The sequence below is a fragment of the Bradyrhizobium sp. Ghvi genome, assembly GCF_900115265.1.
Lineage (GTDB): Bacteria > Pseudomonadota > Alphaproteobacteria > Rhizobiales > Xanthobacteraceae > Bradyrhizobium.
Genome location: NZ_FOVU01000004.1, coordinates 211532 through 228519, shown reverse-complemented (window position 1 = coordinate 228519; position 16988 = coordinate 211532). Strand labels below are relative to the sequence as shown.

Annotated in this window: 16 protein-coding genes and 1 tRNA gene; 10 read left to right on the top strand and 7 right to left on the bottom strand. The window is 64.2% G+C overall.

Features of this window, described 5'->3' with window-relative positions:
• Window positions 1–111: 111 nt before the first annotated feature.
• Window positions 112–936, bottom strand: a complete 825-nt coding sequence (cysE, locus tag BM374_RS16475; protein ID WP_092293945.1) for a serine O-acetyltransferase — start codon at window positions 934–936, stop codon at window positions 112–114.
• A gap of 320 nt (window positions 937–1256) precedes the next feature.
• Between cysE and BM374_RS16470 the strand changes: the two genes are divergently transcribed.
• Window positions 1257–2633: a hypothetical protein gene (locus BM374_RS16470; protein WP_177248356.1), complete on the top strand. Its 1377-nt coding sequence runs from the start codon at window positions 1257–1259 to the stop codon at window positions 2631–2633.
• Here the strand turns inward: BM374_RS16470 and BM374_RS16465 are convergent.
• Both BM374_RS16465 and BM374_RS16460 read right to left on the bottom strand, forming a co-directional pair.
• Window positions 2619–3374: an alpha/beta fold hydrolase gene (locus BM374_RS16465; RefSeq protein ID WP_092293943.1), complete on the bottom strand. Its 756-nt coding sequence runs from the start codon at window positions 3372–3374 to the stop codon at window positions 2619–2621. The genes BM374_RS16470 and BM374_RS16465 overlap by 15 nt on opposite strands.
• A gap of 33 nt (window positions 3375–3407) precedes the next feature.
• Window positions 3408–4544 carry a hypothetical protein gene (locus BM374_RS16460; RefSeq protein WP_092293941.1) on the bottom strand — a complete coding sequence of 379 codons (1137 nt, stop codon included), beginning with the start codon at window positions 4542–4544 and terminating at the stop codon, window positions 3408–3410.
• Window positions 4545–4849: 305 nt separating this feature from the next.
• On the opposite strand from BM374_RS16460, the gene BM374_RS16455 reads away from it, so the two are divergent.
• Both BM374_RS16455 and BM374_RS16450 read left to right on the top strand, forming a co-directional pair.
• Window positions 4850–5095, top strand: coding sequence for a zinc-finger domain-containing protein (locus BM374_RS16455; RefSeq protein ID WP_007602543.1), 246 nt, complete (start codon window positions 4850–4852; stop codon window positions 5093–5095).
• 19 nt (window positions 5096–5114) lie between these two features.
• Complete coding sequence (locus tag BM374_RS16450) at window positions 5115–6317, top strand: FAD-dependent monooxygenase (protein ID WP_092293939.1); 1203 nt, start codon at window positions 5115–5117, stop codon at window positions 6315–6317.
• A gap of 11 nt (window positions 6318–6328) precedes the next feature.
• Here the strand turns inward: BM374_RS16450 and BM374_RS16445 are convergent, their stop codons facing one another.
• Window positions 6329–6739 carry a twin-arginine translocation pathway signal gene (locus BM374_RS16445; RefSeq protein WP_092293937.1) on the bottom strand — a complete coding sequence of 137 codons (411 nt, stop codon included), beginning with the start codon at window positions 6737–6739 and terminating at the stop codon, window positions 6329–6331.
• Window positions 6740–6910: 171 nt separating this feature from the next.
• Here BM374_RS16445 and BM374_RS16440 point away from each other — a divergent pair.
• The 4 genes from BM374_RS16440 to BM374_RS16430 all read left to right on the top strand — a co-directional run bounded on the left by BM374_RS16440 (window position 6911) and on the right by BM374_RS16430 (window position 9800).
• Window positions 6911–6999, top strand: a tRNA-Leu gene (locus tag BM374_RS16440).
• A complete protein-coding gene (locus tag BM374_RS38610) occupies window positions 6957–7181 on the top strand; it encodes a hypothetical protein (protein WP_177248355.1) in 225 nt (74 codons plus the stop codon). The genes BM374_RS16440 and BM374_RS38610 overlap by 43 nt, the downstream gene beginning before the upstream one ends.
• 95 nt (window positions 7182–7276) lie before the next feature.
• The gene (locus BM374_RS38605) at window positions 7277–7990 is read left to right on the top strand and encodes a hypothetical protein (RefSeq protein ID WP_177248354.1); all 714 of its coding nucleotides are present in this window, start codon (window positions 7277–7279) and stop codon (window positions 7988–7990) included.
• Window positions 7991–8549: 559 nt separating this feature from the next.
• Entirely contained in the window at window positions 8550–9800 is a 1251-nt protein-coding gene (locus BM374_RS16430) for a multidrug effflux MFS transporter (protein ID WP_092293935.1), read from the top strand.
• Here BM374_RS16430 and BM374_RS38600 read toward each other — a convergent pair.
• The 3 genes from BM374_RS38600 to BM374_RS16420 form a co-directional block, all read right to left on the bottom strand.
• Window positions 9772–9990 carry a hypothetical protein gene (locus BM374_RS38600; RefSeq protein WP_177248353.1) on the bottom strand — a complete coding sequence of 73 codons (219 nt, stop codon included), beginning with the start codon at window positions 9988–9990 and terminating at the stop codon, window positions 9772–9774. The two genes, BM374_RS16430 and BM374_RS38600, sit on opposite strands and share 29 nt — an antisense overlap.
• 16 nt (window positions 9991–10006) lie before the next feature.
• A complete protein-coding gene (locus tag BM374_RS16425; RefSeq protein ID WP_244552611.1) occupies window positions 10007–11599 on the bottom strand; it encodes a glycosyltransferase family 39 protein in 1593 nt (530 codons plus the stop codon).
• 238 nt (window positions 11600–11837) lie between these two features.
• Complete coding sequence (locus tag BM374_RS16420) at window positions 11838–13448, bottom strand: ABC transporter substrate-binding protein (RefSeq protein ID WP_092293931.1); 1611 nt, start codon at window positions 13446–13448, stop codon at window positions 11838–11840.
• A gap of 268 nt (window positions 13449–13716) precedes the next feature.
• Here BM374_RS16420 and BM374_RS16415 point away from each other — a divergent pair, with 268 nt between their 5' ends.
• The 3 genes from BM374_RS16415 (at window position 13717) to BM374_RS16405 (ending at window position 16953) form a co-directional block, all read left to right on the top strand.
• A complete protein-coding gene (locus tag BM374_RS16415; RefSeq protein WP_092294936.1) occupies window positions 13717–14847 on the top strand; it encodes a M20/M25/M40 family metallo-hydrolase in 1131 nt (376 codons plus the stop codon).
• Between the two features lie 256 nt (window positions 14848–15103).
• Window positions 15104–16045 carry an ABC transporter permease gene (locus BM374_RS16410; protein ID WP_177248352.1) on the top strand — a complete coding sequence of 314 codons (942 nt, stop codon included), beginning with the start codon at window positions 15104–15106 and terminating at the stop codon, window positions 16043–16045.
• A gap of 20 nt (window positions 16046–16065) precedes the next feature.
• Window positions 16066–16953, top strand: a complete 888-nt coding sequence (locus BM374_RS16405) for an ABC transporter permease (protein ID WP_092293929.1) — start codon at window positions 16066–16068, stop codon at window positions 16951–16953.
• Window positions 16954–16988: the final 35 nt, after the last annotated feature.

Here is a 16988-nt window from a genome sequence, read left to right as displayed (position 1 = left end):
CGAAATTTGGTCGGCGGGTTTTAGGACGAGACGCGACGAACCGCCAGCATGAATTGCCAAAGAATTTGGGGACGACAAGGGCCCGAAAATCCGGCCCTTGAACGCGCGAGCTCAAAGTCCCATCGCGTTGATCATCTGGTCCATGGTGCGCGAGGGCTCAGCACAGCCGGCCTCGCCCACGATCTTGGCCGGCACGCCCGCGACGGTGACATTATGCGGTACGGGTTTGACCACGACCGAGCCGGCAGCGATGCGCGCGCAATGGCCGATCTCGATATTGCCGAGAATCTTGGCGCCGGCGCCGATCAGCACGCCATGACGAATCTTCGGATGGCGGTCCTCATTCTCCTTGCCGGTGCCGCCGAGCGTGACGCCGTGCAGGATCGAGACGTCGTCCTCGATGACCGCGGTCTCGCCGCAGACAAAGCCGGTGGCGTGGTCGAGGAAGATGCCGCGGCCGATGCGCGCGGCGGGATTGATGTCGGTCTGGAACACCGCGGAGGCACGGCTCTGGAGATAATAAGCGAAATCCTTGCGGCCCTTGAGGTAGAGCCAATGCGCGAGCCGATGGGTCTGGATGGCGTGAAAGCCCTTGAAGTAGAGCAAGGGATCGATGAAGCGCGAGGTCGCGGGATCGCGATCGTAGACGGCGACGAGATCGGCGCGGAAGGCGTTGCCCAAATCAGGATCGTCGCGCAGCGCCTCGTCATAGGTCTGCCGCACCAGATCGCCCGAGAGCGCCGAGTGATCGAGCCGGTCGGCGACGCGGTGGATCACCGAATCTTCGAGGCGGCTGTGATGCAGCACCGTCGAATAGATGAAGGTCGCAAGCTCCGGCTCGCGGTGGACGATGTCCTCGGCTTCGCCGCGAATCCGGTCCCAGATCGGATCGAGCGTTGCGAGCTTTCCTCCCGGATTGACCTGATGCACTGCCATGGGGTTGCTCTTTCGAATTGGCTGGTTTTGTTTGTCTGGGTTTTTTGTTTTGTCGCGTTGGTCCACTTCGCTCGAAAACGCTCTATAGCACAGTGTAGGCGACAAAGTCCTGACGGGCTTGCCTGAGAGTGAACAGCGCCTTGCCGCGCGGAAGCCTGCCAACACATTGAAACACAACAGGTTCTTCTGGCACCCCAGACAGCAAGGTCGGCTCAAAATGGTCAGAGTCTCGCCAAATTCAAGCCGGGCGGGGTCAAACTATTGGTGAATTTCGTCGCAACCAATATTGCGGGCATGGTCCGCACGAGAACGGAGCGGTTTTGAGCATCACCACCGATCAATTGCGCGCGCGCGCCGCGCCTACGTTTTGGCTGCGGCTGGCGGCGGTGGCGCTGCCTCTCCTCATGATCGCGCCCGCGTTCTGGAATGGCTATCCGCTGTTGCAATGGGATACCGGCGGCTATCTGGCGCGCTGGTACGAGGGCTATCTCGTCCCCAGCCGCTCCACCGTGTTCGGCATCTACCTGCACTATGGCGAAGGCTTCGGCTTCTGGATCAACCTCGCGGTTCAGTCGCTGACAACGCTGTGGCTCTTGCAACTGACGCTGCGCGTGCTCTCGATGATGCAGACCTTTCGCTTCGTCGCGATCACCCTGGTGCTGATCCTGGCGACTGCCCTGCCCTGGCTCGCGAGCATGCTGCTGACGGACATCTTCGCCGGGCTGTCGGTGCTGTCGCTGTTTCTCCTTGTTGTCGGCGGCAACCGTATCTCGGGGCTGGAGAGGGCCTCGCTGTTCGTCTTCACCGCCTTCTCCGCCGCGACCCACAGCGCCACGTTCGGCGTGCTGCTCGGGCTCTGCGTCGTCGGCTGGACCATGCGCCCGTTCCTTCGGCCTCGCCTTCCGATCGCCGGGCTCGCCCAGGCCAGCCTCACGATCGTCGTGGGCGCCCTGATGCTGATCTCGGCCGACCACGCGTTATCGGGCAAATGGGCCTGGACACCCGGCGGCTACGGCGTCGCTTTCGGCCGCATGATGCAGGACGGCATCGTCGCACGTTTTCTGAATGACCACTGCCCCCACGAGAACTTCAAACTCTGCCCCTATCGCAATGAGCTGCCCGCGACCGCGGACGAATTCCTGTGGGGCAAGAGCATGTTCAACACGCTCGGCCGCTTCGAGGGGCTCAATGACGAGATGGGCTACATCGTCGTGCATTCGCTCGCCGACTATCCTGCGTGGCAGGCCGGCGCGGCGCTGCGGGCGATGGGCCAGCAATTGCGTGATGTCGCGACCGGCGAAGGCTCGAGCGTCTGGATTCCGCACACCTACGGCATCATCGAACGCTACATCCCCGCACAAGTGGCGCCGATGCGCGCCGCGCGCCAGCAACATTGGGGTCTCAATTTCGACTACGTCAACTGGCTGCACGTCCCGGTCGCGCTTGTCTCGATGCTGGCGCTGGTCGCGCTGCTCGGGCATGCGCTCGCCAATCGCAGGCTCGACGACCTGACGCTGCTGGCGGCGACGGTGACGCTGGCTCTGCTCGGCAACGCCTTCATCTGCGGCGTGATCTCGGGGCCGCACGACCGCTACGGCGCGCGCATGGTGTGGGTTGCGACCTTCGTGGTACTGATGGCGATGTTTCGCTCGGCCGGCGACGACGAAACGGCTGACGAGCTCTCACCCCCGGCGTGACAGGAAGTCGAGCACGCCCGTTTTGTAGACCTTGTCGCCGACGGCGCGCATGTGGTCGCGACCGGGAATGTCGAGCACTTCCGAGCCCGGGATGATCGCACCTAACGCGCTGGCCGAGCCGGCGACGTCGTCGGCCGAGCCGACCGCGATCAGCACGGGCACCTCGATGCGCGCGGCCTCTTCCTTCGTCATCAGATCGCGCGTGCCGCGCAGGCAGGCTGCAAGCGCGCGCCGATCCGAGCGGGTCTGATCGGCGAAGGCACGAAACGTGCGGCCAACGGGATCGGTGACGTCGTCGAGCGAGGGCGCTTCCAGTGCTTTCGCCACGTTCTCGCCGGGTCCGGTGCCCTCGATCAAGCCGCCGATGCCGATGCCGCCGAGGATCGCCGAGCGCAGGCGCTGCGGCTCGTTGAGGCCGAGCCAGGCCGCCATCCGCCCGCCCATCGAATAGCCCATGATGTCCGCCTGCGGGATGGCGAGATGATCCATCAGCGCGAGCACGTCGCCGGCCATGGTCGGAATCGAGTATTGCGCGGGCTCGTAGAGTTTTGCGCTTTCGCCATGGCCGCGATTGTCCAGCGCAATGACGCGGCGGCCATTCTTGCGCAGCTCCGAGACCCAGGTCGGATAGACCCAGTTCACGTTCTTGCTCGAGGCAAAGCCGTGCACCAGGATGACCGGATCGCCCTCGCCTTCGTCGAGATAGGCCACTTCAACGGCGCCGTTGTGAAAGCTCGGCATCAGCAGTTCCGTAGATTTGAGGGAAGATTGATTTTAGGCCGTGGCGGCCGTGTTTGCCAGCGCGGCTTCTGCAGCCAACTGCGCCCGGCGAAGGCGCCGGGCCCGTTTGCGATCGCACCAGGCCTGGGTCAGACGCTCGGTGGTCGCCTTGATCGAAGACAACAGGCCGAACAGCGTCAGTGCCGCACCGAACAGCCACAGCGTGAGATCGAACGCGCCGCCGACCAGCAGCAATGCGCCGCGGCCGAGCAGCTTCATGATCGCGCGCGTCTTGCCGCCTTGCGCTTCGGCAAGCCGGGCCGCGCGCGCGACATCCTTCGGGCCCTCGGCGATGCGCAAGCTATCCATCGCGCCGCGCGTGCCTGATTTCTCGGCGACGCGCGTGACGTCCTTGCCGAGCCGGACCAGCGCACCGGCCTTCTCGACGCGGAATGCGGCCTTGATCGCGCTCACGGTCTCGCCCGGCCGCAACACCGAGCCCTTGGCAACCGCGTTCTGAAGCATCGGCGTGTCGACCACTTCACGCGCAGACCGGCCGGCCCACGCGGCAAGGCCTTCGCCGAGCCGCCCGACCTTGCGGGCATCCTTCACCAGCGTCAGCCCGGCACGGACCGGCGCCGCGCCGCCTGCGGACATATAGGTCACCGCTGTCACCGCGAGGCCCGCGGTTGCGAGACCGAGCACGAGGCGATCGGTGTCCTCGCCCATGGCGAGATGCTTGCCCTCGCGCACGACGTCCCTGATATCGCCGATCACAAAGAGATCTCCGGCGACGGTTCCGGAGAGGCTCGCGACATCGTCCGCATTGCCGGTAACGAGCCCGGTGGCAAAGCGCTTGGCGAAATGCGAGGTGGAATTCTCTGATTTGACTGCATCGCCGACCCGGCTCAGCAGATCGTCGGGCAGCGCGATGTTGCGGTCACGCGCAAGCGCGACGAAGCTGTCGGCGAGATCGGCATCGCCGGCCTTGAGCGCGGCTTCGATATTGTCCTGAACCAGGTGCTCGTCTCTGGCGAGAGCCGCATCGAGCTCGAGCTCGGACAGGGCCGCCGGATCGTCCTGCGCGGCAAGGACAGCGCCGGCCTCCCGGGCATGCGGCGCTACCTGCGCGAGCAAAAGGCTGCATGCAGCAATTCCTGCCAAAGCAGAGCTGATTCGCAGCCACTTCATGCTGAAAGCCTGGACATTCGCAGAATCATTTGCGCTCGATGGTTCGTCTTTCGTCGCAAGTTTGCGCGTCCACAGACATAGTATGCCAAAATTGCGACACAACGTCCTCGACGAAAGAAGGGCTTCTCTGAGGCGACAAGATTGTGTCGAATTTGCATGAGCAAATGAGCATGGGGCAATTGCGAACCTTTCGGTTCCGGCGGGCTAGCAATCACAAGCACCCATCAGTATGGTCCGCGCGTCGAAATTATGCCGCGTCACTGCTGATTGTGTCTGCCGCCATTGCCACTCCAGGATGAACTACGATGTCCGACCATGTCGTCCCGCACTTCCATAACGATGCCGGTGTTCCCGTCATCGAGATCGGCTCGCAAGAGTTCATGTGCGTCGGCGCCAATCCTCCGTTCGATCATCCCCACGTCTTCCTGGATCTCGGCAACGACAACGAGATCATCTGCCCGTACTGCTCGACGCTGTACCGCTTCGCCGCCGATTTGAAGGCGGGCGAGGCCCGTCCGCCGGAATGCGTCTTGAAGGACAAGGTGGCCTGACCGTTCCCTTCGGTCAGGGGTGGCCCTCCCGCGCACGATCGTCATTGCCGGTGCCGGAATCGGAGGACTGACGGCTGCGCTTGCGCTGGCGCAGCGCGGTTTCCGTATCGTCGTGCTGGAAAAGGCCGAGCGGCTCGAGGAAGTCGGCGCGGGCCTGCAACTCTCCCCCAATGCGAGCCGCGTGCTGGTCGAGCTCGGCCTCACTGAGCGGCTCAAGCTGCGCGCCGTCGTTCCGGAAGCAGTCTCGATCATGAGCGCGCGGGTCGGCGGCGAATTACTGCGCATGCCGCTCGGCGAGGCGGCGTCCGCACGCGCCGGTGCCCCCTATTGGGTGGTGCATCGCGCCGACCTGCAATCCGCACTCGCCGATGCGGTCGCAGACCATCCCGATATCGATTTGAAGTTGGGGGCGACCTTCGAGGATGTCGCGCCACACGCCAAGGGACTGACGGTGGTCCATCGCAGCGGCACGATCCGGCGCAGCGACCTCGCCAGCGCGCTGATCGGCGCCGATGGCGTCTGGTCGACGGTCCGCCAGCAGCTGTTCCCCGAGGTGCAACCGCGCTTCTCCGGCCTGATCGCCTGGCGCGGCACGCTCGATGCCAACCAACTGCCAAGGGAGTACACCGCGCGGCGGGTGCAGCTCTGGATGGGCCCAAACGCCCATCTCGTCGCCTATCCGATCGCGGGCGGCCGCCAGATCAATGTCGTGGCGGTGTTGCCGGGCAGCTGGAACAGGCCGGGCTGGAGCACATCAGGCGATCCCGCCGAGGTGATGGAGGCCTTCGCCCCGCCGCGCTGGCCACCGACCGCGCGGATGATGCTGGCCACCGTGGACAGCTGGCGCAAATGGGCGCTGTTCGGCGTGCCCGACGGCTGCCCCTGGAGCAAGGGTCCGATCGCGCTGCTCGGCGATGCCGTGCACGCCATGCTGCCGTTCGCCGCCCAAGGCGCCGGCATGGCGATCGAGGATGCCGCCGTGCTGGCGCAGCACCTGAGCCTGGAGGCCGCTGAGGACGCAGGCAGCATCGCGGCGGCGCTGAAGCAATATGGCCTGATGCGTCAGGCCCGCGTCAGGAAAGTGCAGCGGACCGCGCGGCAGCAGGGCCGCATCTACCATCTGGCCGGCCCGCTCGCGATCGCGCGCGATCTGACGATCCGCGCGCTGGGCCCGCAGCGCATGCTGGCGCGGCAGGACTGGATCTACGGCTGGCGTCCCTGACGTCGCGGCCTTCAGCGTTTCGGCGCGGGCTTGATGTCCGGCCGCTGCGGCGTGATCGCCGCCGGCTTCGCCTCAGGCGGCGTCTCCCGGCACCGGTTGCGGCGCCAGGCATCTTCCGCCAGCTGGGCCGAGCCGCGGACGGCGACGTAATCGTTGCGATAGGCGAGCTCGGACACGACGGCGCCGCCGGCTCCGGTCTCGGCCTTGTCCATCAGCCTCTGCAGATCCGCGGTGCGCGCGGCGAGCGACTTGCGCTCGGTCTCCAGCTGCTTGCAGTCGTACAATTCGTATTTGGCAGGATCGGCAAAGGCCGGCGCGACCGTCTCGCTCATGCTGGTGCAGCCGGACAGCGCGAAGCCGGCCGCGCCCAGCGCGGCAACCGCGCAACAGGCGCGCAGGGAAAGGGAAAGCGAAGCGGGCATGGGCAGAAAAATAGTCCCCCTGAATTGAGAATGCCTAAAGCAGGGCCAGGTGTCCGGATTGAGGCTTTGCCTTGTGCCGCCGGCTCGCTTAAGGAAGAAACCCCTGTCCGGCCGGAAGCGCCAGTTCCAGACCGCCGGACGGGACTTAAGTGTTTGATCTCGTTGGATCAAGCGGGCATGGCGGAATTGGTAGACGCAAGGGACTTAAAATCCCTCGGTGCGCAAGCGCTGTGCCGGTTCGACCCCGGCTGCCCGCACCACCGACGCCGACGACCACGTCCACAACATGATCCAGAAGCAGACGAGCGCGGCCGCCACCTGGACGAAACTGCCTTCGATCGACATCCCCGTGATCGAGACCAGCGTCGGAACGGCAATGCCGACGGTCAGCACGGCGGCGAGCGCCGCGGCCGGGAGATCGACGATCAGGACCGCGAAGTAGACTGCAAGCTCCAGGAAGGCATATTCCTTGAGGCGCGGCGAACAGAGATAAAGGCCTGACATCGCGAGCACCGTGAACCGCATCGCGGCCTGCGGATGATCGATCAGCCAGCGGTCGAGACGCGCCGGCAGCGATCCCGTCGTGTTGCGGATCGCGCGCAGCAGCGCAAAGCCGAGCGGCGCGAGCACGAAGGCGGTCGCCGCCAGCGCGTAGATCGCAAACACAAGCGGCTTGCTATCGGCAACACCGATACGATCCACGATGCTTTGCGCCAGCAGCAGCAGCGATGGATTGATTTCCTCGAGCTGGACCGAATGCTGGCCGGGGATCCCTCCCGTGATCGCGAGCAACCAGCTCGAGAACAGGTTCGGATAGAAGACAATCGAGACCAGAATCGGCAGCGCGAAGCCGAGACCCGCCACGCTCGTCAGGACAAGCTTCCGCCGCCGAGGCAGCGGCAGAAAATAGAGTGCGGCCAGCACCGGACAGAATACCAGCTTGAACGACATCACGAGGCCGAGGAGCGCCGCCCCCGCCACCCGGGAGATGTCATGGAGATCGTCGGACTCAGTGGCACGAAGCAGAAGGGCAAGTGCTGCGGCAGTCAGCGCGGCGCCGAGAATTGCGAAATTGCCCGATGCCAACACCCATTCGAAGCCGACGAACGCACCGAACACGGTGAGTCCCTTCAAGCCCACGTCGCGCAAGCCGCGCGTCCGGCCGATCCCCGGCAGCAACAGGCTGCAGAGCATGGCAAGGATGAGAAACACGCCGCGATGATGATGGACGAGAAAGCCGCCCGCACATAGCGGACGGAAGGCATCGAGCGTCACCGGCAGATAGGGATACGAGAGCTTGGTGCCCTTCAGATTCTTCACGAAATAGGGATCGAGCCCGTCAGCATGCGCATCGACCGCTGCGCAATTGACGCGAACGTCCCAGCCGTATCGGGTATCGAGCGCGGCATCGTTGGCGAGATTGGCGAACACCAGGAATGCCACCAGCGCGATCAGGCTGGCGAGCCAAACGTTCCGCTTGCCGGTGATGTCCGCCGAGGGTTCCGTCCACCGTGCTGTCTCCGTGATGTCCGACACGTCCGATCCTGCCTGTGCCTTGGGTTCCCGCAGGGCGCCTGACCGGCCTCCGGTCAGGCCACACTGGACAAGATGGGTTGCGGATTCATCTCTCCGGTGTGGCGCCCCCGATCTTATGGTGAATCCTCGGTTTCCGACCGACGCGGAAGAAAGCGAACCGCCCATGAAGCCGGCGCCGCAAGGCTGGTCCTTCGCCTGCCAGCCATCCCGAAACATGGGTTGTGCGATGCAGCATGGGCGTTAGATACCACCTCTGGAATCAGAGGTAAGCTCCTTGTCCGACGTCAATGCCGACGACTGGGTGTCCTCGGGACACCGCCCCATGGGTTTTCCCGAATTCGTTGTCGTGATCGCTTCCATCATGGCGCTGAACCCGCTCGCGATGGACATGATGCTGCCGGCGCTGCCAGACATCGGGCGGGCCTTCAGCATTCCCAACGCGAACCATCTTCAACTCGTGCTGTCGACATTCCTGATCGGCTTCGGCGCGGGCCAGTTCATCATGGGCCCGTTGTCGGACCGGTTCGGACGCCGGCCGGTGCTGCTCGGCGGCATGGCGGTCTATGCGGTGGCGGGCGTGCTGGCGATCGCTGCCCCCTCGTTCGAGACGCTGCTGCTCGCCCGCGCGCTCCAGGGCCTCGGCACCTCGGCGACGCGCGTCATCGCGACCTCGATCGTGCGGGACTGTTATGCAGGCCGCCGCATGGCGAGCGTGATGTCGCTGGCCATGATGATCTTCATCGCGGTGCCCGTGATCGCACCCTCGTTCGGACAGGCCGTGCTGCTGGTCACGCAATGGCGCGGCATCTTCGTCGTGCTGATGCTCTACGGCGTGCTTGCGCTGGCTTGGAGCGTGCTGCGACTGCCTGAAACGCTTGCCGAGTCCGAACGCAGGTCGCTCGCGCCGGCCGACGTGCTCTCGGCCTTCCGCCAGACCGTCACCAACCGCCAGACCCTAGGCTATGCGACGGCCGCCGGCGCCGTTCTAGGTGCGCTCTTCGCTTTTGTGTTCTCGGCCCAGCAGGTGTTCACCGGCATCTATCATCTCGGCCATTACTTCCCGCTCGCCTTCGCCGCGATCGCGGCCGGCACGGCCATCGCCGGCTTCCTCAACGCGAAGCTGGTGGGACGGCTCGGCATGCGCGTCATCTCGCACGGCGCGCTGACGCTCTATGCGCTCGTCGCCGGCGTGATGCTGCTGACCGAGATCCTCGGCGTGCTGCCGCTCCCGCTGTTCATGGTGCTGTCGGCGCTGATGATGTTCTCGTTCGGCATGATGGTCGCCAATTTCACCGCGCTCGCGATGGAGCCGCAGGGTCACATCGCCGGCACCGCCTCCTCGCTCTACGGCTCGATCACGACGCTGATCGGCATCGTGGTCGGCACCATGATCGGTCAGAGTTTTGACGGCACGCTGCTGCCGTTCTCGGTCGGCTTCTTCCTGTCGACGCTCGCCGCGCTCGCGATCGTGCTTGTCGTGGAGAAAGGCCGGCTGTTCAAGCCGCATCATCGCCCGATCGTGTGAGGAACTTCGCAAGCCCCTCGATGTTGTCCTGCAGCAATTCGAGAGGCGGCCCACAATGGAACCACAGCACCGCGACGAAGCTCACGAGCGGGATCCGCAGCAGACTGAACGGCCTGCATCGCCCGCCGAGCACGCCGATTTCAACTTGCCCTTTGCGAACGAAGGGCTCGAGCAAATCCGCGACAGCCACTGCTGAGGAGAAGCCCCTACTCCGGACTGCGCTTGTTGGCGCTGAAATCCTGCGCAGCACTTTTGGGCGCGCCGTTCGCCTGCGGCGGCACCATCAGCACGACGACATTCCGGCTCACGCCCGGTCGGCCCCAGAGCGATGCCTGCACGGTGAATTCCCGCCTGACAAAAAGTCCGGCGCGGGCTGACACCCATTCCATCCAGCGGCCGCAATAATCCTGGCCCTCGAAACACAGCGCGGCCCAGCCGCGGTCGAGCGTCGCCTTGCGCGGCAATCCCCAATGATATTGATGCTCGAACGGACGCGCATAATGCGGATGATCCGGGCTGTAGAAGGCGGTGGCGAAAGCGAGCGAATCGTCGCCGCTGACGGCGCCGAGCGGCTCACCTGTCAGCTCGTGCCATTGTCGGGTCAGCTCGCTTGCGGCTTGCACGTAGAAATTCCGCCCCTCTTCATAGCCGTGGATGTTGCGATGGACGGCGTGGATGGGGGCCGCGACCAGGACGGCGACAAGACCAACGCCCATGACGATGGCCGTGGCATTGACGGTGTAGAAGCGTTCGATCGGGTAGCGGGCGCCGCAGACGACGAGCACTACGAACAGAAACAGCCCCTGCAGGGCCCATAGCGACGGCAGGTCCGTGCCCATCGCGAGCGAAATCAGCACCGGCAGTGCGATCGTACCGATGGCGACGTAGAAGAGAAGTCGAAGCTCGGGGCTCATCGCGGCGAAGTCGGCCGGAACCTGTTTGAGCCGCTGGCCTGCGATGAACACCCAGATCACGCCCGCGACGCTGCTGGCCGCCACCAACCCCAGCAGAAAATTCTTCACGTCACCGAGGGAGCTCACCGCATTGCCGTTGGCGTGGTTCAGTGCGTAAGTGAAGGTCGAGGCGCCCGTGGTCGCAAGCCAGTAGATATGCGGCGACAGCGCTGCGAGCCCGGTGACGACCGAGATCCACGGCGAAGCGGAGGCAAAATAAGTGCGCCGCGCCGGGTGCGCGAGGGCGGCAAAGGCAAAGCTCGAGACCAGGAAGATCGAATAATACTTTCCGACCATCGCCAGCGCCGTGGTGCATCCGAGCGCGACCGCCCAGAACGCGGACCGCGTCTCGAACGCGCGCAGGAAACACCATGTGGCGAGCGGCCAGACCGCCAGCAGCACGGAGTTGGCGTTGAAGCGCTGGGCGTGAAATTGATAGGCCGGCGTCAGCATCAGGAGCAGCAGCACAAGGACTCGCTTGTGCCCTGTCACGAACTGACGCGTGACGCAATCGACGAAGACCAGCGCAAGCCCCGCATTGACCATCGCCATCAATTGCAGCGACCAGTCGCTGAGCGGGAAGACGGAGGTCCAGCTTGCCGCGATCCAGCCCATCAGCGGCGGATGCTTGGGATAGCCGAGGGCGAAATTTCGCCCCAGCGTCCAGGCCTCGAGCGTATCGGGATGCAGCCCGCTGCCGGCATAGGCGACGGCGAGATACAATGTCCAGATCGCAACGAAGCCGGCGATCAGAAGCGGTACGGCCCAGCCCGCCTCCACGCCGTCGAGCCAGCGCAGGAACGGACGGCGCCAGCGCGCCGGCGAGCGATCGGACCGTTCGGCCATCGCCTGGAATGCAAAATCGAGCCGCACAAGAATCAAACCAAAGTGGGAAAGTATCGCCTGAAGGCGAACCATCTATTTCAGATCAGAAACAAATAGCAATGATAGGAAACTGGAAGAGTTAAAGGCTCTCGATGGCCAAGACGGGACCGCAAACGACAGCGGCGCCGCTGATGACAGCGGCGCCGCGTTTTGTTCGGGCAAAGGTGCCGCAAGCACCCTTGGCTTCTCCCGAAATGTCTTATTCCGACTTGTCGACGTTCCAGAATACCGGGGTCGCCGGACCGTCGAGCACGCCGGACAGCGACTTCCGCCATGCGCTCGGCGCCAGGTACTGGCCGAGCGGGATGTAGATCACCTGGTCGTAGGCTTCCTTCTGGATCTCGGTCGCGATCTTCTTCTGATCGTCGAGCGAAGCGGCGCGGACGAAATCGTCCTTGAGCTTCTCGATCTTGGCGTCCTCTGCCCAGCCGAACCAGCCGCCTTTCTTGCCCTGGCCGCCGACCGAGAGGTTCGCGATCGGGTTGGACACGTCGGCGCTGACCCAGTTGGTGAAGAACATATTCCAGCCGCCTTCCTTGGGAGGCTTCTGGCTGGCGCGCCGGCTCACCACGGTCTGCCAGTCGGTCGCCTGGAGATCGACCTTGAAGCCGGCCTCGCGCAGTTGCTGGGCGGCGACGATCGGCTGGGCCTTGAGGGTCGTGACGTCGCCGGGGGCCATGATCACAACCGGGGTCCCGTCATATCCGGACTCGGCAAGTGCTTTCTTGGCTTCCGCCATGCCGTTGCCCTTCACCAGCGTCTCCGATCCGACGTCGGTTGCGAACGGGGTGTCGCAGATGAAGAAGGCCCCGCAGACCTTGTAGTATTTCGGGTTGCCGACGAGCGCATCGAGCACGTCCTTCTGACTCATCGCCAGTAGTGCGGCCCGGCGGATCTTCGGATTGTCGAAGGGCGGATGCAGGAAGTTCATGCGGCCGAGGGTCTGGAAGCCGAACTTGTTCAGCGTCTCGACCTTCAGATCGGGATTGCCCTCGAGGACCGGCAATAGATCCCAGGGTGGATTCTCCATGAAGTCGATGTCGCCCGATTGCAGCGCGTTCACCGCGGTCTGCGAATCCGGCATGGTGATCCACTCAACGCGATCGACCTTCACCACCTTGCCACCGGCCGTCCAGCTCACCGACTCCTTGCGCGGCACGTAATCGGTGTTCTTGACATAAACGGCCTTCACGCCGGGCTGGAATTCGCCCTGGACGAACTTGAACGGGCCGGAGCCGATCTGTTCGGGGATCTGCTTGTCCGGCGGCGTCTCGGCGAGACGCTTCGGCATCATGAAGGCGACGCGCGAGGACGGCTTGCCGATCGACTCCAGCACCAGCCCATAGGGCTCCTTCAGCTTCAGCGTGATGGTTTTTGGATCGGTCGCCTCGATGCTCGCAGTGAACTGCATCATCTGCTGGCCCATGCCGTCGACGGCGGCCCAGCGCTTCAAGGAGGCAACGCAGTCCTCCGCCGTCACCGGCGTGCCGTCATGCCATTTCAGGCCGTCGCGCAGCGTGAAGGTGTAGGTGAGCTTGTCGTCGGAGATCTTCCAGTCCGCCATCTGCGGCTGGATCTTGAAGTTCGCATCCGTCGCGATCAGCGTATCGTAGACCATGTAGCCATGGTCACGCGTGATGTAGGCGGTGGTAAAGATCGGATCGATGATGCGCAGATCCGAATGCATCACCGCGGTGATGGTCTTGCCGGCCGCAAACACCGGCGAGGCCATCGCCGTCGAAAGCGCGACGACCGACAGCGCAAGTATGGAGGCGAACGCGCGACGCCCCCGGCGCATCAAGCTCAACATAGAAAGTTTCTCCTGACGTGAAACTGTTCAAAGGCAGGTTATTGGTTGAGCATCAGGTTCGTTCTTTGTGCGAACTAACCTCATGCAATGCCTTTATCTTTCGAGACTTGCAGACAGTGTTGAGCGCGTCAATCCGGTTTCGGTGCAGCCCACGGCGTCGTACGTACGGGCTCCACAACGATCGGTTTGGCTCTACAACGCTCTCCGCTAGTCCTGCCGGCGCTGATGCAATGCGCGTTCCATCTTTCGAATCTTGGGAGACATCAAGATGAACCCAGCCAATCTTCCCTTCGATTCCGAAACCATGCTCGAGGGCCTGCGCACCTGGGTAGAATGCGAGAGCCCGACCTGGGACGCCGGTGCCGTCAACCGCATGCTCGATATCGCAGCGCGGGATATGGCCATCATGGGTGCGACCATCGAGCGCATTGCCGGCCGTCAGGGCTTCGGCGGTGTCATCCGCGCCCGCTTCCCGCATCCCAAACAAGGCGAGCCGGGCATTCTGATCGCCGGACATATGGATACCGTCCACCCCGTCGGCACCATCGAGAAGCTGAAATGGCGGCGCGAGGGCAACAGATGCTACGGCCCCGGCGTCTGCGACATGAAAGGCGGCAACTATCTCTCGCTGGAAGCGATCCGGCAGCTGGCGCGCGCGTCCTTCACTACGCCTCTGCCCATCACAGTGCTATTCACGCCCGACGAGGAAGTCGGCACGCCCTCGACCCGCGACATCATCGAGGCGGAAGCGGCGCGGAACAAATACGTGCTGGTGCCCGAGCCCGGCCGCGCCGACAATGGCGTCACCACCGGACGTTACGCCATCGCGCGATTCAATTTGGAAGCGACGGGACGGCCGAGTCACGCCGGCGCGACATTGTCGGCCGGGCGCTCGGCCATTCGCGAGATGGCACGGCAAATTCTCGCGATCGAGGCGCTGACGACGGAGGACTGCACCTTCTCGGTCGGCGTCGTGCATGGCGGCCAGTGGGTCAATTGCGTCGCCACGACGGCGACGGGCGAAGCGCTCTCCATGGCCAAGCGCCAAGCCGACCTCGATCGCGGCGTCGAGCGAATGCTGGCCCTCTCCGGCACCACCAACGACGTGACCTTCAAGGTCACGCGCGGCGTGACGCGGCCGGTGTGGGAGCCGGATGCCGGCACCCTGGCACTTTACGAAAAGGCGCGCGGCATCGCCAAATCTCTCGGCGCGGAATTACCGCATGCGAGTTCCGGCGGCGGCTCCGACGGCAACTTCACCGGCGCGATGGGCATCCCGACCCTCGACGGCCTGGGCGTGCGCGGTGGCAATGTCCACACGCTTGAAGAGTATATCGAGGTCGAGAGCCTGGTCGAACGCGGTCGCCTGATGGCGGGACTGTTGGCGACGCTGGAATGACTTGAGCTCGTCATTCCGGGGCGGTCCGAAAGGGCCGAACCCGGAATCTCGAGATTCTCGGGTGCGCAATTGCGCACCATAGTTCGCGTCTTCGACGCGCCCCGGAATGACAGCCGCAAGCACGCCCCATCATCACGACTGGCCGCACTGCAAAAACTGTGACCCTGATGGCACGGGAATTGCTGAAATGTTAGGCTGGTGGCAGAACGGGCCATGACCCCTACCGCCGATTTGACTCTCATCTGACGGATCCAACTTGCTCGGATATCTCCTTCGCCGAATCTTCGCCGCCGTGCCCGTGATGGGCGTCGTCGCCCTCTTCGTGTTCCTGTTGCTGCGGCTGACGCCGGGCGATCCCGCCGCGATCCTCGCCGGCGACAATGCGACGCCGGAACGGCTGGAGCGCATCCGCACCTCGCTCGGCCTCAACGAGCCCTTGATCGTCCAGTTCATCACCTGGGTGAACAAGCTGCTGCACGGAGACCTCGGGACCTCGCTGATCTCCAACCTGCCGGTCATGAAGATGATCGGCCAGCGCGTCGAGCCGTCGATCTCGATCGCGCTGTCGACCATCATTCTCGCCGTCATCGTCGCCGTGCCGCTCGGCGTCATTGCGGCCTGGAAGCACGGCACCTGGATCGACCGCTTCGTGATGGGTCTCTCCGTGCTCGGCTTCTCGGTGCCGGTGTTCGTGGTCGGCTATGTCCTGATCGAGGTGTTTGCGATCGACCTGCGCTGGTTACCCGTGCAGGGCTTCAAAAGCATCTCGGCCGGCTTCGGACCGTTCTTCGAGCGCATCATCCTGCCGACTTGCGCGCTCTCCTTCATCTATATCGCGCTGATCGCTCGCATGACGCGCGCGGCGATGCTCGACGTGCTCGGCGAAGACTATGTGCGAACCGCGCGCGCCAAGGGTATCAACGAGGTCGCGGTGATGATGCGGCACGCGCTGCGCAACGCGGCCGTGCCCGTGATCACCGTGATCGGCACCGGCTTTGCGCTGCTGATCTCCGGCGTCGTCGTCACCGAGAGCGTGTTCAACATTCCCGGCATCGGCCGCCTCACCGTGGATGCGGTGCTGGCGCGCGACTATCCGGTGATCCAGGCGATGATCCTGCTGACCTCGCTGATCTACGTCGTCGTCAACCTTCTGATCGACGTCGCCTACACGCTGCTCGACCCCCGTATCCGGTACTGAGGCCAAGGACAAGAACAACCATGACGGTCGATAGCCTTCCTCAGTCCTCCATTCCGATCACGTCGCCGCTGCGGCCGCGCCTCGGATTCCTCACCTCGACGCCGATCATCGCGGCAGCCACGATCCTGCTCACGTTGATCATCGTGATCTCGATCCTGGCGCCGCTGATCGCGCCGCACGATCCGATCCAGCTTGCGCCCTCGCAGCGCCTCAAGCCTTCGTCTGCGCAGTTCCTGCTCGGCACCGACCCCTATGGCCGTGACCTGTTGTCGCGCGTCATCTATGGCGGCCGCATCTCGCTCCTGATCGGCATCGGCTCGGCGATCTTCTCGATCGCCATCGGGCTCGCGATCGGTCTGGTCTCCGGTTTCTTCAAGCTGGTCGATGCCGTGATGATGCGCATCATGGACGGCCTGATGGCGATGCCGAGCATCCTGCTGGCGATCGCCGTGGTCTCGCTATCAGGCGCCAGCATCTGGACCGTACTGATCGCGATCACCATTCCTGAAGTCCCGCGCGTAGCGCGCCTCGTACGCTCGGTCGTGCTGTCCGCCCGCGAGGAGCCTTATGTGGAAGCGGCGATCTCGGTCGGATCGTCGCTGCCCAAGATCATGTGGCGGCATCTGATGCCGAACACGATCGCGCCGCTCATCGTCCAGGGCACCTACGTCTGTGCCTCCGCCATCCTCACCGAGGCCATCCTCTCCTTCCTCGGCGCAGGCATCTCGCCGGAGACGCCGACCTGGGGCAACATCATGGCCGAGGGCCGCCAGTATTTTCAGCTCAAGCCGACGCTGATCTTCTGGCCGGGCCTCTTGCTCTCGATCGCCATCCTCAGCATCAACCTAATCGGCGACGCCGCCCGCGACGCACTCGATCCCCGCATGAAGCAGCGGGAGGGCAAGTGACCACCGGGAGTTCGGTCATTCCGGGGCGCGACGCA